This is a genomic window from Kribbella sp. (genome assembly GCF_035687465.1).
In the GTDB taxonomy this organism is placed as follows: domain Bacteria; phylum Actinomycetota; class Actinomycetes; order Propionibacteriales; family Kribbellaceae; genus Kribbella.
In genome coordinates this window covers 1-15244 of sequence record NZ_DASRXP010000456.1, presented here as the reverse complement: position 1 = coordinate 15244, position 15244 = coordinate 1, and the positions used below count along the sequence as shown (strand labels likewise).

The following is a 15244-nucleotide window of genomic DNA, read 5'->3' as shown; positions in this document are numbered from 1 at the left end:
CTTCTCAGCGGCTCCGGGCGTAGCTGCGTCCTTCCCTGGTCGTGGTGAGGTGTGTCAAGGGTCGAACTTGTTCGAGCCCGAAGGGCCGCGAAGCGCCCTTGACTCACCTCGCCGCGACTAGCAAACTCACGCAGCCCGGCGACGCGAACCACCCACACCTATGTGCCCGCGAACCACATCGACCCACCGACCGACGAACGTGAGCGGCAGTCTCCTCGGGACGGGACTGCCCATGCTGGGGTCCGCAGAGTAGTGGGTCGGGTGAGGGTTTGAGAGGCGGGTGAGCGCGACACGCCGGGGATTAATAGGTGGGAAGTAGCTTTTCGGCGGCTTCGGTCGTTGGGTGTCCGTGCAGGTGGGCGGGTTCTTACTCGGGGCTTACCTGCCCGGGCTGTTGAGGTCAGGGTCGATCCACTAACCTGGGTCGGGTTTTCGTCGGCGAGCTGGAGGAATTGTGAAGCGGTTCGTGGTACCGCCGAGCTGGCCCACGCCGCCCCGACGTAGCTGGATGCCGCCGAAGACGTGGCACCCAGACCCCACCTGGCCGCCGGCGCCGGAGGACTGGCAGTTCTGGGTCGACGGCAAGGGCAACGCGGTCCGTGGTCCGGTCGGCCTGTACGGCGGGACGTCCAGGCGCAAGGTGTTCGCCGGAGCGGGTGCGCTGGTGTTGTTCCTCGCGGTGAACTTCTGGGCCTTGTCCGCGATCGGCCTGTTCGACGGGGAATCGCCAAGTACGCAAGCGGCTCCGGTGGTCGACGACAGCAGCCCGACGCCTTCGACCACGCCGTCAGCGCCTCCGACCACCGCGAAACCGTCGACGCCGCCGACCGTCGCGAAGACCGTTGCCCCCAAGACGACGCCGACTCCGAGCAAGACGCGGACCACCAAGAAGACGGAGTCTGCCGAGGAGCAGCGACCGACGGCGACGAAGACCACCACCAAGAAGCCGGTGCCGACGACCCGGCCGACACCTTCGCGTCCGCCGACCCAGGAAGAGATGTACGCGGAGTTCTGCAAGCAGCAGGGCTGGGACCCCGAGTGGTGCAACCCGGACAACTGGCCGGACGACCCCGACCAGACCGCACCCCCGCGCCGTCCCTGATCCCGCCTCAGGCGAGGAAGTCGATGGCGCCGGCTGTGCCGGCCGAGAGCGCCGCTTGGTAGACGGGCCAGGCGACCGCTAGGTCCTGCCAGGGAAGGCCCAAGGGCGCGTACACGGTCAGTTGCGCAGAGCGTTCACGTCCGGGCGAGCGTCCAGTGAGAATCTCGGTCAGTGTCGCGTGCACAGCCTCCTCGCCGAGACCCACGGTGCCCACAGCACCCATGGACACAGCGAGTCTCCTGTCATCGACGACGATCCTGGCCTTGAGCAACAGGTCCGCGGACAGTTCGACCTTGCCGGGCTCGTCCGCGCCGAGGCTGGTGAAGTGTTGCCCAGGACGGACATCGGCTGCTGCCAGTAGTGGTTCGCGCGACCACGTCGCCATCACCACCAACTCAGCCCGCCTGGCGACCTCGAGCGCATCGACAGCAATGCTGGCTGGGACCATCGGGTGCGAGTCAACGAAGTCGGCCGCCTTGCGCGGGTCGGTGTCGTGCACGACCAGGTGCCGCACTGGGCGGAGAGCCGCGAGGCCGCGGATCACCATGGCCGACTGCGCGCCGGCTCCGATTACCCCGACTGTGGCGGCCTCCGCCGAAGCCAGTACGTCGGTCGCCAGGGCAGCTGCGAGACCTGTGCGCCACGCAGTCACCGAGGACGAGTCCATCACCGCCAGCAAGGATCCGTCCGCCAAGTCGTGCAGGCAGACGACTCCGCGCAGCGCCGGCGTGGCGGCCGGGAACTTCGCGTTGATCTTCACCGTGTACGCGGGGATGCCCGGAATCACCCCGGGGAGGAGAGCGGTCGCAGTACCGGGACCCGGGAGGTCTGTCCGCATCCGCTGCGGCTCGACCACGGTTGACGCAGTGAAGCCATCGCGTAGAACCTCAAGGACAGAAGGGATGTCGAGGAGTTCCAGGATCTCTGAGCGGGTCAGGAGCAGCGTCATCTTCAGACCACGTTCTGTTCGGTCCGGTGGGTGGAGGAGTGGAAGCGGGTGGCGTCGAGGGGAGAGACGTCGACGAAGGGCGTTCGGCCCAGGTAGAGGTCGCGGATGACTTCGCCGATCGCCGGTCCTTGAAGGAAGCCATGGCCGGAGAAGCCGGTGGCGTAGAGGAAGCGGTCGATCCCGGCGGCCTCGCCGATCAGGGCATTGTGGTCGGGGGTCACCTCGTAGAGTCCGGCCCAGCCGCCGGTCAGGCCGACCTCGAGGAGGCTGGGGGTGCGCTGTTCCATCACCGCGGTCAACCGCGGCAGCCAGGCGTCGGAGTTGTCGAGGTTGAAGCCCGGCTCTTCCTCGGGATCGGACATGCCGACCAGCAGGCCAGGACCTTCGCGGTGGAAGTAGAACGTGCTGCTGAAGTCGATGGTCATCGGCAGGTCCGGAGGCAGCGTCGGAATGGCGTCGGTGACCACGATCTGCCGTCGCAGCGGCGTCACCGGCAGGTCGACGCCCACCGAGGCGGCGAGTGAGGCCGACCAGGCTCCGGCCGCGCAGATCACCGTCGAGGTCTCGACGATACCGAGCGAGGTCCGGACCTGACGGATCTCGTTGCCTACAGCATCGATGCCGAGGACGGTGCAGCCGGTGACCAGGGTTGCGCCCAGCCGACGGGCGGCCGTGGCGTAGCCCAGTACCACCGACTCCGGCGTACAGTGCCCGTCGTTTGGTGAGAAGCAGGCGCCGACAAGGCCGTCTGTGGAGATCAGCGGAGCCAGGCGGGCGGCCTCGGAGGCGGAGATCATCCGGGTTGGCTGGCCGGCCGCGTTCTGCAGGCGGGTGCTTTCCTCGAAGAGTTCGAGTTGGTCGCCGGTCGACAAGAGGAACAGGTAGCCGACGCGGTGCAGGTCGATCTCCTGGCCCGGGCGTTCGCCGAAAGCAGCGAAGGCTTCCAGGCTGCGGGCGCCCAGGGCGATGTTCAGTTCGTCGGAGAAGTTCGCCCGGACGCCGCCCGCGGCCTTCGAGGTGGAACCCGAGCCGAGTTGCGCCATCTCGAGCAGCAGCACGCGTTCCACCCCGGCCTCGGCGAGGTGGAACGCGATGCTGGTGCCCATCACGCCGCCGCCGACGATCACCACGTCGGCCCGCGCCGGCAACGAAGCCACCATCAGCCCACCGAACCCATCAGCCCGCAGACCGATCAGCTCAGGAAGAAGGCCAGATCGGCCTCGACCTCGACGGTGTCCATCTGGGCCTTCTGGAGTTTGCCCGAGTAGTCCCAGTTCAGCGACTGCCAGCGGGTGAACTGGTCCAGCACCCAGATGCCGCTCTGCCGGGATCCGTTGCCGGACTTCCCGTTGCCGCCGAAGGGCAGGTGCGCCTCGGCGCCGGAGGTGGAGTTGTTCACGCTGACCATGCCGGCCGAGATCCCCTGCGCGAACCGGAACGCCTGCTGCGGATCCGTCGTGTAGATCGAGCTGGACAACCCGTACCCCGGCTTGTTGCCCAGGGCAATCGCTTCGTCGAGGGTCGCGTAGGTGGTGATCCCGACGATCGGGCCGAACGTCTCGTTCAGGAACAGTTCGTCGTCCGGCTGGACCCCGTCCACGATCACCGGGTGGTAGAACAGCCCGGCCTCCGGATCGCCGACGAAACCGTCCCGGGGGCTGCCGGCGCCGACCCGGCCGACGGTGCCGATCACCCGGTGATGCGCCGCGATCCAGCCCAGCGTCTTCTCGAAGCCGGCCGCGAACTTCTCGTCCAGCAAGGGCCCGAACAGCACGTCCTGGGTCGGATCGCCCATCGCGGCCGAGGCGACCGCGGCACTGAAACGCCTGACGAACTCGTCATGCACCGACTCGTGCACGATCACCGTTCCCAGCGACGTGCACCGCTGACCCGCAGTACCGAAGCCGGAGAAGAGGGCGCCTTCGACCGCGAGGTCGAGGTCTGCGTCGGCGGTGACCACCATCGGGTTCTTGCCGCCGAGCTCCAGGCACGGCGTCTGCAGGTGGCGGCCGCAGAGCTCGCCGATCCGGGTGCCGACCTCGCTGGACCCGGTGAAGCCGACCTTGTCGATCAACCCGGCCGCGAGCGACTGCTCGAGCCCCGCGAAGGTGTCGGCGCCATCGGCGTACACGAGGTTGAAGACCCCCGCCGGCACGCCGGCATGCTCGAAGAGCTCGTAGAACGCGTTGGAGCAGACAGCCGAGTACTCCGCCGGCTTCCACACCACGGTGTTGCCGCAGAGCAGGGCCGGGACGATGTACCAGGAGGGGACCGCGACCGGGAAGTTGCCGGCCGAGATCACCGCGACGGCACCGACCGGGCGGCGGAACGTGAACAACTGCTTGTCCGGCATCTCCGAAGGCACGGTCTGGCCGTAGAGCCGGCGGCCCTCGCCGATAAAGAAGTCGCAGGTGTCGATGATCTCCTGCACCTCGCCCAGCGCCTCCGCCAGCGGCTTGCCGATCTCGCGGGTCACCAGGGCCGCGAGCCGGGACTTGTTCGCGGTCATCAACCGGCCCACATTCGCGATCACCTGGCCGCGTTGCGGGGCCGGCAGCGCCGCCCACGACGCCTGGGCCGCACGTGCCGCCCGGGCGGCCTGCACGAACACCTCGGGACCGGCGACACCGATGGTGCCGACCACGTCGGCGGTGTTCGCCGGGTTGGTCGAGGGGGCGGTCCGGACCGGGTCGGGGACCCGCTCCCCAGCGACGACGGACAGGATGGCGGAAGACACAGGTGGGTCCTCTCGGTCGGGGGGCTCGGTGTCGCCCAGCCTCTCATGTGAGCATGGAGTGTGAGCGGTGGAGAGCTGACCGATGAACAGATCCAGGCGATGTCCCTCGAGGAGCGCCGCGAGCTGATCATGCGGCTGACGCAGGCCACGGCCGGGACCAGGATGCCGTCGAGCCGGACGATCGAGCGGATCCGCAAGTGGCGGCTGGCGCTGATGCTGGTCTGTGTGGCTGTCCTCATTCCCTGGATCGTGTATCTGGCGAACACGCTGCCGAACCACTACGTGGCACGGCGCTGGGTGGCCACCTGGGTCGGGTTCGACATCATCCTGCTGGCCCTGCTGGTGCTGACCGCGATCTTCGGGTGGCGGCGACGGATGTTGTTGTTCCCGTCCGCCTTCGCCTGCGGCGTCCTGCTGATCTGCGACGCCTGGTTCGACGTTCTCACCAGCCACTGGGGCGAGAACATGCTGCAGGCGCTGCTGAGCGCCGTACTGGTGGAACTGCCGCTGGCTTTGATCCTGATCGCCGGCCCGCTGCGGCTGCTCCGATCCGTCGCGATCCGCAACGGACTGGTCGATCCCAGGCTGCCGCTCTGGCGGATGCCGATCCCGGTGCCGGAGCTGTGGCCCGAGGGGAAGATGCCGCCGAACTGACCTTGTGATTCCATTCACAATATGGTTCAGTGGAACTGGGCCCGGCAAGGACCGGGTCGCAGGGCAACCATGTCGAAGTGACACGGAGGCGTCCATGACCGAGCGCAAACCGCCGGGAATGCGGACCGAGGACTGGGTCGAGGCCCAGATCCGGCAGGCCCAGAACCGCGGTGAGTTCGACGATCTGGCGGGAGCTGGCCAGCCGCTCCACAAGCTTGCCGATCCGCATGATCCGGACTGGTGGGTGAAGGACTTCATCCGCCGCGAGAAGATCGAGGCGGACGTTCTGCTGCCGCCGTCGGTGCAGTTGCGCAAGGAGAAGCAGCAGATCACGGACAAGCTCCGGAAGATGCGCAGCGAGACCGAGGTCCGCGAGTACCTGCAGGACCTGAACAAGCGGATCCTGCTGCAGATCCGTGACGCGACGGGCGTCGTGGTCCCGGTCGGCCCGGTCGACGAGGAAGAGTTCGTCGAGCAGTGGTTACAGGATCGCCCGCAACCGGAGCCCGCTCCCGAGGCGTCGGACCGGCCCCAGCCCAAACGCTCGATCTGGCAACGCCTCTTCAGCTGAACCCGCACCGTCCGGCAGGTGGGGTTCGGACGGTCAGGGTTCCAGCAGGGCGCGGGCTGCGGCTTCGATGGTCTGTTCGCTGAGCAGCACTTCACGGGCGGCGTCGCCCAAGGGAATGAACGAGTCCTCGCTGGTGACGCGCGCCAGGCGTCCGGTGAAGCCGGCATCGACGAGCGCTGCCAGCACGCCCTCGGAGACGCCGCCCGAACGCCGGGTCTCGTCGACCACCAGCACGCGACCAGTGATCGTTGCCTCACGCAACAAATCCTCGAGGGGTAGCGGTGTGAGCCAGCGCAGATCGAGGACCCGGACGCGGCCGTTGAGTTTCTCAGCGACCCGAAGGCTCATCGGGACGCCGTTGCCGAACGTGACGAGGGTGAGGTCCTGGCCGTCGCCGTACGTGCGGCCCCGCCCGATCGGCACGTGCTCGGCCGGGTAGCCCGCCAGCCAGGCATCGTCGCCGTCCTCGTGCAGGTCGCGCTGGTGGTAGAGCGCGATCGGCTCGAGGAAGACACAGACGGCGCCATCGCTGCGAGCGGCCGCGGCACACGTCCGCAGCATTGCGGCTGCATCGTCCGGACGCGATGGCGACGCGATCACCAGCCCGGGGATGTCCCGCAGGACCCCGATCGCGTCATCGTTGTGGAAGTGCCCGCCGAACCCCTTCTGGTAGCCGTAGCCGGCGATCCGCAGCACCATCGGATTCCGGAACTGCCCCTGCGAGAAGAACTTCAGCGAGGCCGCCTCGCCCCGCAACTGGTCCTCGGCGTTGTGCAGATAGGCCAGGTACTGGATCTCCGGCAACGGCAACAGCCCGGAAACCCCCGCGCCGAGGGCGAGTCCGAGGATCGACTGCTCATCCAGCAGCGTGTCGAAGACCCGGGCCGGACCAAAGCTCTTCTGCAACCCGCGAGTGACGCCGTAGACGCCACCCTTGCGGCCGACGTCCTCACCGAAGACCATCGCCTCCGGGTACGACGCGAGCACCTCCGCCAAGGCACGGTTGATCGACTGGCTCAGGGTGAGCGGCTCACTCGTACGGCCACCACGCTCGGGCAACGACTCCGTCACGACTGTGGGATCCGGGTATCGCAGCGGTGCGGCAACCGCCTCTGCCGAGGCAAGCTGAGGCAGCCCGGCCACCTCCCGAGCGATCCTCATCACCTCGGACCGCTTGTCCTCGTAGAGCTCCACGATCTCCGCCGGCGTGCAACCGCCGTCGAGCAGCAGCCGGGCCGTGCCGAGCAGCGGATCCAGCTCCTCGTCGGCGGTCAGCTCGGCCGGAGTCCGGTACGCCGCTTCCACGTCCGACCCGGCATGACCCAGCAGTCGGACGGTTCTGAGCCGGAGGAACGCGGGCCGACGGTTGCGCCGTACGAAGGTCGCCGCCTCGGTGGCCATCGTCAGGGTGGCGGCGAGATCGGTGCCGTCGGCATCGAAGTACCGCAGCCCCGGGCGTTGTCCGTAGGCCTGCTTGATCCAGCCGTCGGGGGTGCGCACGCTGATCCCGATCCCGTTGTCCTCGCAGACCAGCAGCAACGGCATCGGGATCCCCTGGTACGACGTGTGCAGGGTCGCGTTGATCGCCCCGGTCGCCGTCGAGTGGCTCGCCGAGGCGTCGCCGAAACTGGTCACCACGATCGCGTCCGCCGGCCACGCGCACGGTACGCCGAGCTTCGCCGCCCGGGCGATCGAGAAGGCGACTCCCATCGCGCGGGGCAGGTGGGACGCGATCGTCGAGGTCTGCGGGATGACCGCGAGGTCGTGCCGGCCGAACACCTTGTGGCGACCACCGGCGATGGGTTCGGTCGTCGCTGCCGTCACGCCGAGCAGCATGTCGCGGATGCCGTCCTTGTCCTGGTGTTGCGCGGCGCGCGCCAGGTAGAACGCGCCGGAGCGGTAGTGCAGGAGAGCCGGGTCCGTCGGCTGAAGAGCCGCCGCGACTGCTGCGTTGCCCTCGTGGCCGGATGACCCGATCGTGTAGAAGCCGTGGCCCTCGGACTGGAGCCACCTCGCTGCCAGATCGCAGTGCCGGCTGCCGAGTTGGGCGTCGTACAGGTCCCGGACGACCTGAGCGGGGTGGTCACAGGGTGCGGGCTTGAGCGCCTTCACCCGCTCCGCGAACAACTCGTCGACCTGGTTCATCGCACCGACCCCCAGCCGCCCGCGCGCCTGGGACCGCGGTCAGAGGCCGCAGTCGAAGCCGTCGTCGTTCGGGTTGGCGTCGGCCAGGCGGTCCATGATCCGGGACGCGCGTCGAAGGTCGTCACCTGAGACATGATCCGCGAAGAAGGTGGCGACCACGGCATCGACCACCGGTTCAGCCTTCTTCAGCGCCTCCCGGCCGGCCGGGGTCAGCTCGGCCCAGGTGGCCCGGCGGTCCTGCTGTGACGCGGTCCGGACGACCCAGCCGTCCTTGTCCTCCAGCTTGGAGACGAGCCTCGTGCCGCCGCTGCGGGAGATCATCAGCTTCTCCGCCAGCGGTGCCATCCGGAGTTTGCCGCCCGCCTCGTCGAGCGCCCGCAGCACCTCGTGCTCGAAGTACGTCATCTTGGCGACGCTGCGCAGGGTGTTGTCCAGGTGGGCGAACAACAAGGTGTCCGCCCGATACAGGGCACGCCAGGCACCCAGTTGATCCGTGCTCATCTGTTTCGTCGCCATGAGAAGGAATATACACCGCAACTGTTGACACGTGAACTGTTCGTGTGGGTAGAGTCCGATTAATAGTTTCGCTGTCAACTCTTGAGGTGTGCATCGTGAGCAAGGTCCGTTGGAAGGCAGTCGAGCCGCTGCGGCACCGGGACTACCGGCTGTTGTGGACCGGGCTCGCCGTCGCCCTGCTCGGTAGCGGTCTGTGGTTGGTGGCGCTGGCCTGGCAGGTGATCGAGCTGGGCGGAGGTCCGGTTCAGCTGTCGGTAGTCACCACGGCGTACAGCATCGGCTTGCTCGTTTGCATCCTGTTCGGCGGCATCGCGGCCGATCGGGTGTCCCAGCGATCGGTCATCATCGCGGCCGACATCGTGCGCGGTGCTGTCCTGCTGGTTCTTGGGGGCCTTGCGCTCGCGGGACTGCTGGAGGTGTGGCAGCTTGCGGCCGGCGCGGTGATCATCGGCGCGGGGGAGGCGTTCCTGATCCCGGCGTACACGGCGCTGGTGCCGAAGTTGCTGCCACCCGAGCAACTGCTTGCGGCTAACGGGCTCGAAGGCACGCTGCGGCCGCTGGCGCAGCAGGCGACCGGGCCGGCGCTGGGTGGGTTGGCGATCGCGGCACTGTCGCCGGGGGTGGCGATCCTCGTCGCCGCCCTGACCTACCTGTTCTCGGCTGCCTGCGTGATGGCGATGCGCATCCAACCCACGACCGCCTCTACTTCCAGGGAGGCGATCGTTGACGAGGCGGAGGGTGCGGGGCCGACCGGGGTCAGAGCGATGTTCGCCGATCTGCGGGAAGGGTGGAGTTACGTACGCCGTACTCGGTGGTTGCTCGCGTCTTTGCTCTTCGGGACCGTGTTCGTGTTGCTGATCCTGGGGCCGCTCGAGGTGCTGCTGCCGTTCGCAGTACAGGATCAGTTGGGTGGCGGCGCGACGGAGTACGGGCTGGTGCTGGCGGCGTTCGGCATCGGTGGCGCGGTGGGCGCGTTGTTGATCTCGTCGCGGTCGCTGCCGCGGCGGTATCTGACGGTGATGACGCTGATGTGGGGCGTCGGGTCGGCGCCGTTCGTGCTGCTCGGCTATGCGACCGACCTGTGGCTGATGGCTATCGGTGCGGCTATCGCCGGGGGAACCGGTTCGGCGGCGATGGTGATCTGGGGGACGCTGCTGCAGCGCCGGGTGCCGGATCACCTGCGCGGGCGGATCTCCAGCCTGGACTTCTTCGTGTCGCTGCTGCTGATGCCGTTGTCGATGGCGCTGGCGGGGCCTGCTGGCTCACTCTTCGGCGTCAGCGCGGTGTTCCTGGTGGCCGGCCTCGGCCCGGTGGTGGTGTCGCTGCTGGTGGTCTGGCTCGGCCGGTTCACGTCCGACGAGATCGCTCATCCGCTAGATCAGAAGGCCGGTGCCTCGAATCTGATCACCGCGGACGCCTGAGTCCCACCCCAGTCGATCGGCGTACGGCCGGTCCGGTGCCAGCCGGCCCGGTCGTACAGGGCGATCGCGGCTTGGCAGTTCTCGGCGACGTCGAGGGACAGCTTCCGGCTCGCGTCGCGGGCGACGGTGACGCAGTGGTCGAGAAGTTGCCGGCCGAGGCCGCCGCCGGTCCGGTTCGGGTCCACGAACAACCGTTCGACCAGTGCTCCCTGTCCGTCGGCCGTGAGTGCGCCATGGCCGGCCACCTCGCCGTCGACGGTGATCACCCAGCAGCCGAGTGCCTCCGGCGGGGTGAGCCAGCCCTTCGGGTCGGCCGGCCAGTTCACCGGATAGCCGGACAGTTCGTGGACGTCACGCAGGAAGGCGACGCAGTCGACGAAATCGGCATCGGTACGGTCTCGAATCACGATGTTCGGCACGCCGACACCCAATCACGGCGGTCGGCGGCGCGCCGGGCCGGTGGGGTGCGGGTGGTGATCGCAGTAGTGATGATGGGCGGATGAGATGGCTCCGGCTGCACGCCCTGTTGACGGTCACTCTCGGTCTGTTCCTGGTGTTCATGCTGGGCGTTCTGTTCACCGGGCACGCACACGAGAACGATGACCTTGCCGAGCACAACCAGCCGACCCAGAGCCTGGTCGAGTACGCCGGGTCGTCGTCGTTCGGCGAGACGGTGTTCGAGAACTGGGAAAGCGAGTTCCTGCAGATGGGCATGTACGTCCTGCTCACCGCCTTCCTGCTGCAGAAGGGGTCCGCGGAGTCGAAGCCGGTGGACAAGCGGGCCGAGCAGGATGACGATCCGCGCGAGCATCGCAACGATCCGCAGGCGCCGTGGCCGGTCCGGCACGGGTCGGAGTTGCTGCTGAAGCTGTACGAGAACTCGTTGGCGCTCGCGTTCGGGATCGTGTTCCTGCTGTCCTTCTGGCTGCATGCGGTGACCGGTGCCGGTGCGTACAGCGAGGACCAGTTGATGCACGGCAGCGAGGCGGTCACCACCTGGCAGTACTTGCAGACTTCGCAGTTCTGGTTCGAGTCGTTCCAGAACTGGCAGAGCGAGTTCCTGGCCGTGGCGGCGATCGTCGGCGGCTCGATCTTCCTGCGCCAGCGCAACTCACCGCAGTCGAAACCCGTCCATGCTCCTCATGTCGAGACCGGCGCCTAGGTTTCCTGACGAGGCAGGAACCTGGTGGCTGGGTCGATCGTTATGACAGTGTCGACGCCACCGGGCTCCGCGGGCGGGCGTGCGGTTTTGGTGGTAGTCGGCCGGGGTACTCACAAGGGTGTTCCGTGGCGACCATGAGTGAGCTCGGCAAGATGCAGCTTTCCCCGAGGGTTCGGCGTACGGCAGTGGCGGCCGGCGTCGGTGCAGCCACGGCCGGGCTGCTGTCCGGAGTACTGACGCTCGGACCCATCGCGACGTCCATTCTGCTGCTCGTAGTGTTCGCCCTCGCTTGGCCGTTGGCCGCGGTGACCAAGCACGTCTCCGACGATGTCCCGTTCGAGTCGCCGGTGCTGGTCGCCGTGCTGGCCGCTGGTGCGATCCTCTGTCTCCCGGGGCTGGTGAAGCTGCTCGGCTGGGGAGCGCTGGGCCTGATCACTCTGGGGGTCGCGGCCGGGCTGTTCGTGCTGCTCGATCTAGTCATTCCGTCGGACCGGCCCAAGAGGCGCCGCCGGTTCCGGCGGAAGCCCGCGTCCGAGAAGCTGCTCCTGTTGAGCCGGGCCGACGAACTGGAGGACGAGAGGCTGATCGCCTCCCTTCAGTGCCCGCTCAGCATCGAGGAGCTGTGTGGAGTCTGGTGCGAGACCACCACGACGCTGGCGGAAGGCGCCGGCCTCCGCGATCGCCAGGCGGTCGCGGAGGTCCGCCGGATCTGCCTGGACGAGTTCGAACGCCGCAACCCCGACGGCTTCCAGCGCTGGATCGAAGCCGGCGCCCCCAGCGACCCCGGCACCTTCCTCCTCCCCAAACCAGGCGAGTAGGTCTCAGGCCGCCTTCTTGGTGCTCGCCTTCTTCCCTGACGTCTTCTTCGCAGTTGTCTTCTTGGAGGTGGACTTCTTAGCGGTCGTCTTCTTCGCGGCGGCCTTCTTCGTGGTCGTCTTCTTGCTGGTGCTGCCCTGGCGGCGGGCCCGGGCCGCGTCGACGCTGGCGCGGAGGGCGGAGACCAGATCGGTCGTCGAGGTCGCCTCGGGCTCCTCCTCGTTGACCACGAGTTCCTTGCCCTTGCGCTTGGACTCGACCAGCTCCTTGACCCGCTCGGTGTAGCTGTCCTTGTACTCCGCCGGCCGCCATGGCCCGCTCATCGCCTCGATCAGGTCGACCGCCATCTTGAGCTGCTGACCCGCACCGGACTTCGCCGGCAGGTTGCCGATCTCGTCGGCGGCAGCACGGATCTCGTCGGCGAAGAACATCGTCTCCAGCACGAGCACCTTGCCGTCCGCCCGGATCGTCGCCAGGTACTCCTTGCTGCGCATCACGAAGCTCGCGATCCCGGCCCGGTTGGACTTCGCCAGCGCGTCCCTGAGCAGCGCGTAGGACGACGCGTTCTCCTTGTCCCTGGGACCGAGGTAGTAGCTCTTCTGGAAGTAGATCGGGTCGATCTCGTCCAGGTCGACGAAGGTCGAGATCTCCAGGGAGCGGGACTTGCCGGGAGCGATCTCGTCCAGCTCGTCCGGCTCGACGATGACGTACTCGCCGCCGCCGACCTCGTGGCCCTTGACGATCTTGTCGAAGTCGACCTCACGGCCGGTCCGCTCGTTCACCCGTTTGTAGCGGATCCGGTCCGACGTACCGCGCTGGAACTGGTGGAAATCCAGCTCGTGCTCGGAGGTGGCGCTGTACAGGCCGACCGGTACCGAGACCAGCCCGAAGTTGATGTACCCGCTCCAGATCGACCGTGCCATCGTCCAGTCCTTTCCACGACACTCGTTCGCCCGGTACCCGTTCAGAGGCGGTTGTAGCGCTTGCGGGCCTCGCGACTCTCCTTCTGGGCATCCCGGGCGACCTTCTTCGCCTCGGTCAGTTCGGCGTCGATCCGGCGGACCGCCTCGTGGGCCTGCTCGAGCGCCTCGCGGGCCTCGGCCAGCTGGCTGTCGAGGTCGTCGACGGTCGCTTCGGCCGCCTCCGCCGCGGCCACTGCCCGGTCGAACTCCTGCTTGGCCTCGGTCTTCTCGGCTTCCTCGCGCGCTTCTTCCTCGCGTTCGGCCTTCTCCCGCGCGGCTTTCGCAGACCCGGATTCCTCGGCAGCCGACTCTTCGGCGACCTTCGACGCCTTCCGGCGATCCTGCGCCCGCTGCCGCCGCTCGTCGGTCAGGGGCGTCACATTCGACGGCTCGCCGCTCTCGTCGACGACGCCGAAGCCGACATGCCGGAGCGCGCTGCTGAGCCGCCCCTCGCGGACCGCCTCACCCGCGGCCGGATCGACCAGGGCGGCGTCGAGGGTCTCGCGGAGTTTCTGCCCGACATCCGCGCTGACCTTCTGGCCTTCCCGCTCGGCGAGGCCGTTGGCCTCCTTGGCCAGCTGGTCGAGCAGCTTGTGCCGCTTGGGCGTCAGCTCCCGCAGTCTTTCGCCGTCGAGATCGGCCGTCGCCTCGCGGAACTCGTCACCGAGCGCGAGCAGGTCGTCCAGCTGGTCGGGCCGTTCCCGGGCCACCAGGTTCGTCAGCCAGGCGGCGACTGTCGGCTTGCGCAGCGCCTTCAGCCGGGTCGAACCGAGCTGGTCGCCGGCCGCCTTCAGCTGCTTCGCGAGCTCGTTGCGAATGGCAATGAAGTCCGCCGCGGGCGCGGCGTAAAGCCGGCTCGCGGCCTCCTCGAAGTCCACTTGCTCGACGTCCACCCGGCTGACGCTACAGGAACTCCAGCAGGCTCTGTACGAGCTCGGCCGGGGCGTTCTCGGCGATGTGGTGGGTGGAGTCGATCCCGTGTCCGGTGACTTGGGGGCACCACGGCCGCCAGACCTCGAGCGGATCGCCGTAGATCTCCTCCATGTCGTCCTTGGTCGACCAGAGCATCAGCATCGGGCACTGGATCTGCCGTCCGGCAGCTCGGTCCTGCTCGTCGATCCGGCGGTCCACCGTCAGGCCGGCCCGGTAGTCCTCGACCATTCCGTGCACGGTGGCCGGGTTGCGGATCGCCGCCAGGAAGTCCGCGTGGTTCTCCGGGCCGAGGACGTCCGGGGAGTTCGAGGTCCAGGCGTTGTACCAGGTCTCGGGATCGGCGCAGATCACCCGCTCGGCCGGCTTCGCGGTCTGGCCGAAGAACCACCAGTGCCACCACATCGCCGCGAACTTCGCGTCGGCGCGCTCCAGTGCCTCGACCATCGGCACCCCGTCCATCACCACCAGTTGGCTGACCCGGTCGGGGTGGTCGAGAGCGGTCCGGTAGGCGACCTGCGAACCGCGGTCGTGCCCGGCGACGGCGAACTTGTCGTGACCGAGAGCATCCATCAGCCCGACGAGGTCGGCCGCCATCGCGCGTTTCGAGTACGGCGCGTGGTCGTCGTCGCTGGCGGGTTTGTCCGACTGGCCGTAGCCCCGGAGGTCCGGACAGACCACGGTGAAGCCGGCCGCCGCCAGAGCCGGCGCGACGGCGTACCAGGTGGTGTGGGTGCGGGGATGGCCGTGCACCAGGACGACGGGTGGGCCTGATCCGCCGTGCCGCACGCGCAGGGTGACGTCGCCGGTGTCGATCCGCTCCAGAGTGAAATTCTCGAACATGGTTGACCGGGTACCCCGTCCGGAGCCGAAGGATCCCCACCAGCCGGGGGACGACTGGTGGGGATCGTCGGAGGAACTGGAGTGGGCGGAACTCAGTTCTTGAAGGCGTCCTTGGCTTTCTCGCCGGCCTGCTTCAGGTCTGCCACGGACTTCTCCGCCTGGCCTTCGGCCTGCAGGTCTTCGTTGTCGGTCGCGTCGCCGGTCTTCTCCTTCATCTTGCCCTTGGCCGACTCGGCAGCGTTCTTCATCTTGTCCCCGATACCCATCGATCTCATCTCCTCCGTGGTTCCGGTTGCTTGCGACCTCCGGGTGCCCGCCGAAACTCGATCCATGCACGCCCCATCGAAGTGATTGCCGCCGCGACGACGGGGTACCGGGCCTGGCACTCGAATTGGCTTGAAGGGAGCGCGACGATGCCCGCAGGATCCAACAAGAA

The 15244-nt window shown here is 67.9% G+C and carries 16 protein-coding genes; 6 read left to right on the top strand and 10 right to left on the bottom strand.

Annotated elements, in window-relative coordinates; all coding sequences use genetic code 11:
• Positions 1-454: 454 nt before the first annotated feature.
• Positions 455-1102, top strand: a complete 648-nt coding sequence (locus VFG33_RS23805; RefSeq protein ID WP_325055155.1) for a hypothetical protein — start codon at positions 455-457, stop codon at positions 1100-1102.
• 7 nt (positions 1103-1109) lie between these two features.
• Here the strand turns inward: VFG33_RS23805 and VFG33_RS23800 are convergent, their stop codons facing one another.
• From VFG33_RS23800 to VFG33_RS23790, 3 genes are read right to left on the bottom strand one after another with little or no spacing between them, the layout of a single operon-like run.
• The gene (locus VFG33_RS23800; protein WP_325055154.1) at positions 1110-2051 is read right to left on the bottom strand and encodes an ornithine cyclodeaminase family protein; all 942 of its coding nucleotides are present in this window, start codon (positions 2049-2051) and stop codon (positions 1110-1112) included.
• A gap of 2 nt (positions 2052-2053) precedes the next feature.
• On the bottom strand, positions 2054-3211 hold the full coding sequence (locus tag VFG33_RS23795; RefSeq protein WP_325055153.1) for an NAD(P)/FAD-dependent oxidoreductase: 1158 nt from the start codon (positions 3209-3211) through the stop codon (positions 2054-2056).
• Between the two features lie 32 nt (positions 3212-3243).
• A complete protein-coding gene (locus VFG33_RS23790; RefSeq protein WP_325055152.1) occupies positions 3244-4788 on the bottom strand; it encodes an aldehyde dehydrogenase family protein in 1545 nt (514 codons plus the stop codon).
• A 60-nt stretch (positions 4789-4848) separates the two neighbouring features.
• Here VFG33_RS23790 and VFG33_RS23785 point away from each other — a divergent pair, with 60 nt between their 5' ends.
• Both VFG33_RS23785 and VFG33_RS23780 read left to right on the top strand, forming a co-directional pair.
• Positions 4849-5442 (top strand): hypothetical protein, encoded by a 594-nt coding sequence (locus VFG33_RS23785; protein ID WP_325055151.1) that lies wholly within the window; start codon positions 4849-4851, stop codon positions 5440-5442.
• Between the two features lie 94 nt (positions 5443-5536).
• Complete coding sequence (locus VFG33_RS23780) at positions 5537-6013, top strand: DnaJ family domain-containing protein (protein WP_325055150.1); 477 nt, start codon at positions 5537-5539, stop codon at positions 6011-6013.
• A gap of 33 nt (positions 6014-6046) precedes the next feature.
• On the opposite strand, the gene VFG33_RS23775 is transcribed toward VFG33_RS23780, so the two are convergent.
• Positions 6047-8158: a thiamine pyrophosphate-dependent enzyme gene (locus VFG33_RS23775; RefSeq protein WP_325055149.1), complete on the bottom strand. Its 2112-nt coding sequence runs from the start codon at positions 8156-8158 to the stop codon at positions 6047-6049.
• 39 nt (positions 8159-8197) lie between these two features.
• Complete coding sequence (locus tag VFG33_RS23770; protein WP_325055148.1) at positions 8198-8674, bottom strand: MarR family winged helix-turn-helix transcriptional regulator; 477 nt, start codon at positions 8672-8674, stop codon at positions 8198-8200.
• 95 nt (positions 8675-8769) lie between these two features.
• Here VFG33_RS23770 and VFG33_RS23765 point away from each other — a divergent pair, with 95 nt between their 5' ends.
• On the top strand, positions 8770-10095 hold the full coding sequence (locus VFG33_RS23765) for an MFS transporter (RefSeq protein WP_325055147.1): 1326 nt from the start codon (positions 8770-8772) through the stop codon (positions 10093-10095).
• Here the strand turns inward: VFG33_RS23765 and VFG33_RS23760 are convergent.
• Positions 10053-10514: a GNAT family N-acetyltransferase gene (locus VFG33_RS23760; RefSeq protein ID WP_325055146.1), complete on the bottom strand. Its 462-nt coding sequence runs from the start codon at positions 10512-10514 to the stop codon at positions 10053-10055. The two genes, VFG33_RS23765 and VFG33_RS23760, sit on opposite strands and share 43 nt — an antisense overlap.
• Positions 10515-10594: 80 nt before the next feature.
• On the opposite strand from VFG33_RS23760, the gene VFG33_RS23755 reads away from it, so the two are divergent.
• Together VFG33_RS23755 and VFG33_RS23750 are read left to right on the top strand one after the other, a co-directional pair.
• Positions 10595-11257 carry a DUF6766 family protein gene (locus tag VFG33_RS23755; RefSeq protein ID WP_325055145.1) on the top strand — a complete coding sequence of 221 codons (663 nt, stop codon included), beginning with the start codon at positions 10595-10597 and terminating at the stop codon, positions 11255-11257.
• Between the two features lie 134 nt (positions 11258-11391).
• Positions 11392-12075, top strand: coding sequence for a hypothetical protein (locus VFG33_RS23750; protein WP_325055144.1), 684 nt, complete (start codon positions 11392-11394; stop codon positions 12073-12075).
• 3 nt (positions 12076-12078) lie between these two features.
• Here VFG33_RS23750 and ku read toward each other — a convergent pair whose 3' ends face one another.
• From ku to VFG33_RS23730, 4 genes are all read right to left on the bottom strand, one after another.
• The gene (ku, locus tag VFG33_RS23745; protein WP_325055143.1) at positions 12079-12996 is read right to left on the bottom strand and encodes a non-homologous end joining protein Ku; all 918 of its coding nucleotides are present in this window, start codon (positions 12994-12996) and stop codon (positions 12079-12081) included.
• 41 nt (positions 12997-13037) lie between these two features.
• Positions 13038-13928, bottom strand: coding sequence for a hypothetical protein (locus VFG33_RS23740; protein WP_325055142.1), 891 nt, complete (start codon positions 13926-13928; stop codon positions 13038-13040).
• Positions 13929-13938: 10 nt separating this feature from the next.
• Complete coding sequence (locus VFG33_RS23735) at positions 13939-14808, bottom strand: alpha/beta fold hydrolase (RefSeq protein ID WP_325055141.1); 870 nt, start codon at positions 14806-14808, stop codon at positions 13939-13941.
• Positions 14809-14900: 92 nt separating this feature from the next.
• Positions 14901-15074, bottom strand: coding sequence for a CsbD family protein (locus VFG33_RS23730; RefSeq protein ID WP_325055140.1), 174 nt, complete (start codon positions 15072-15074; stop codon positions 14901-14903).
• Positions 15075-15244: the final 170 nt, after the last annotated feature.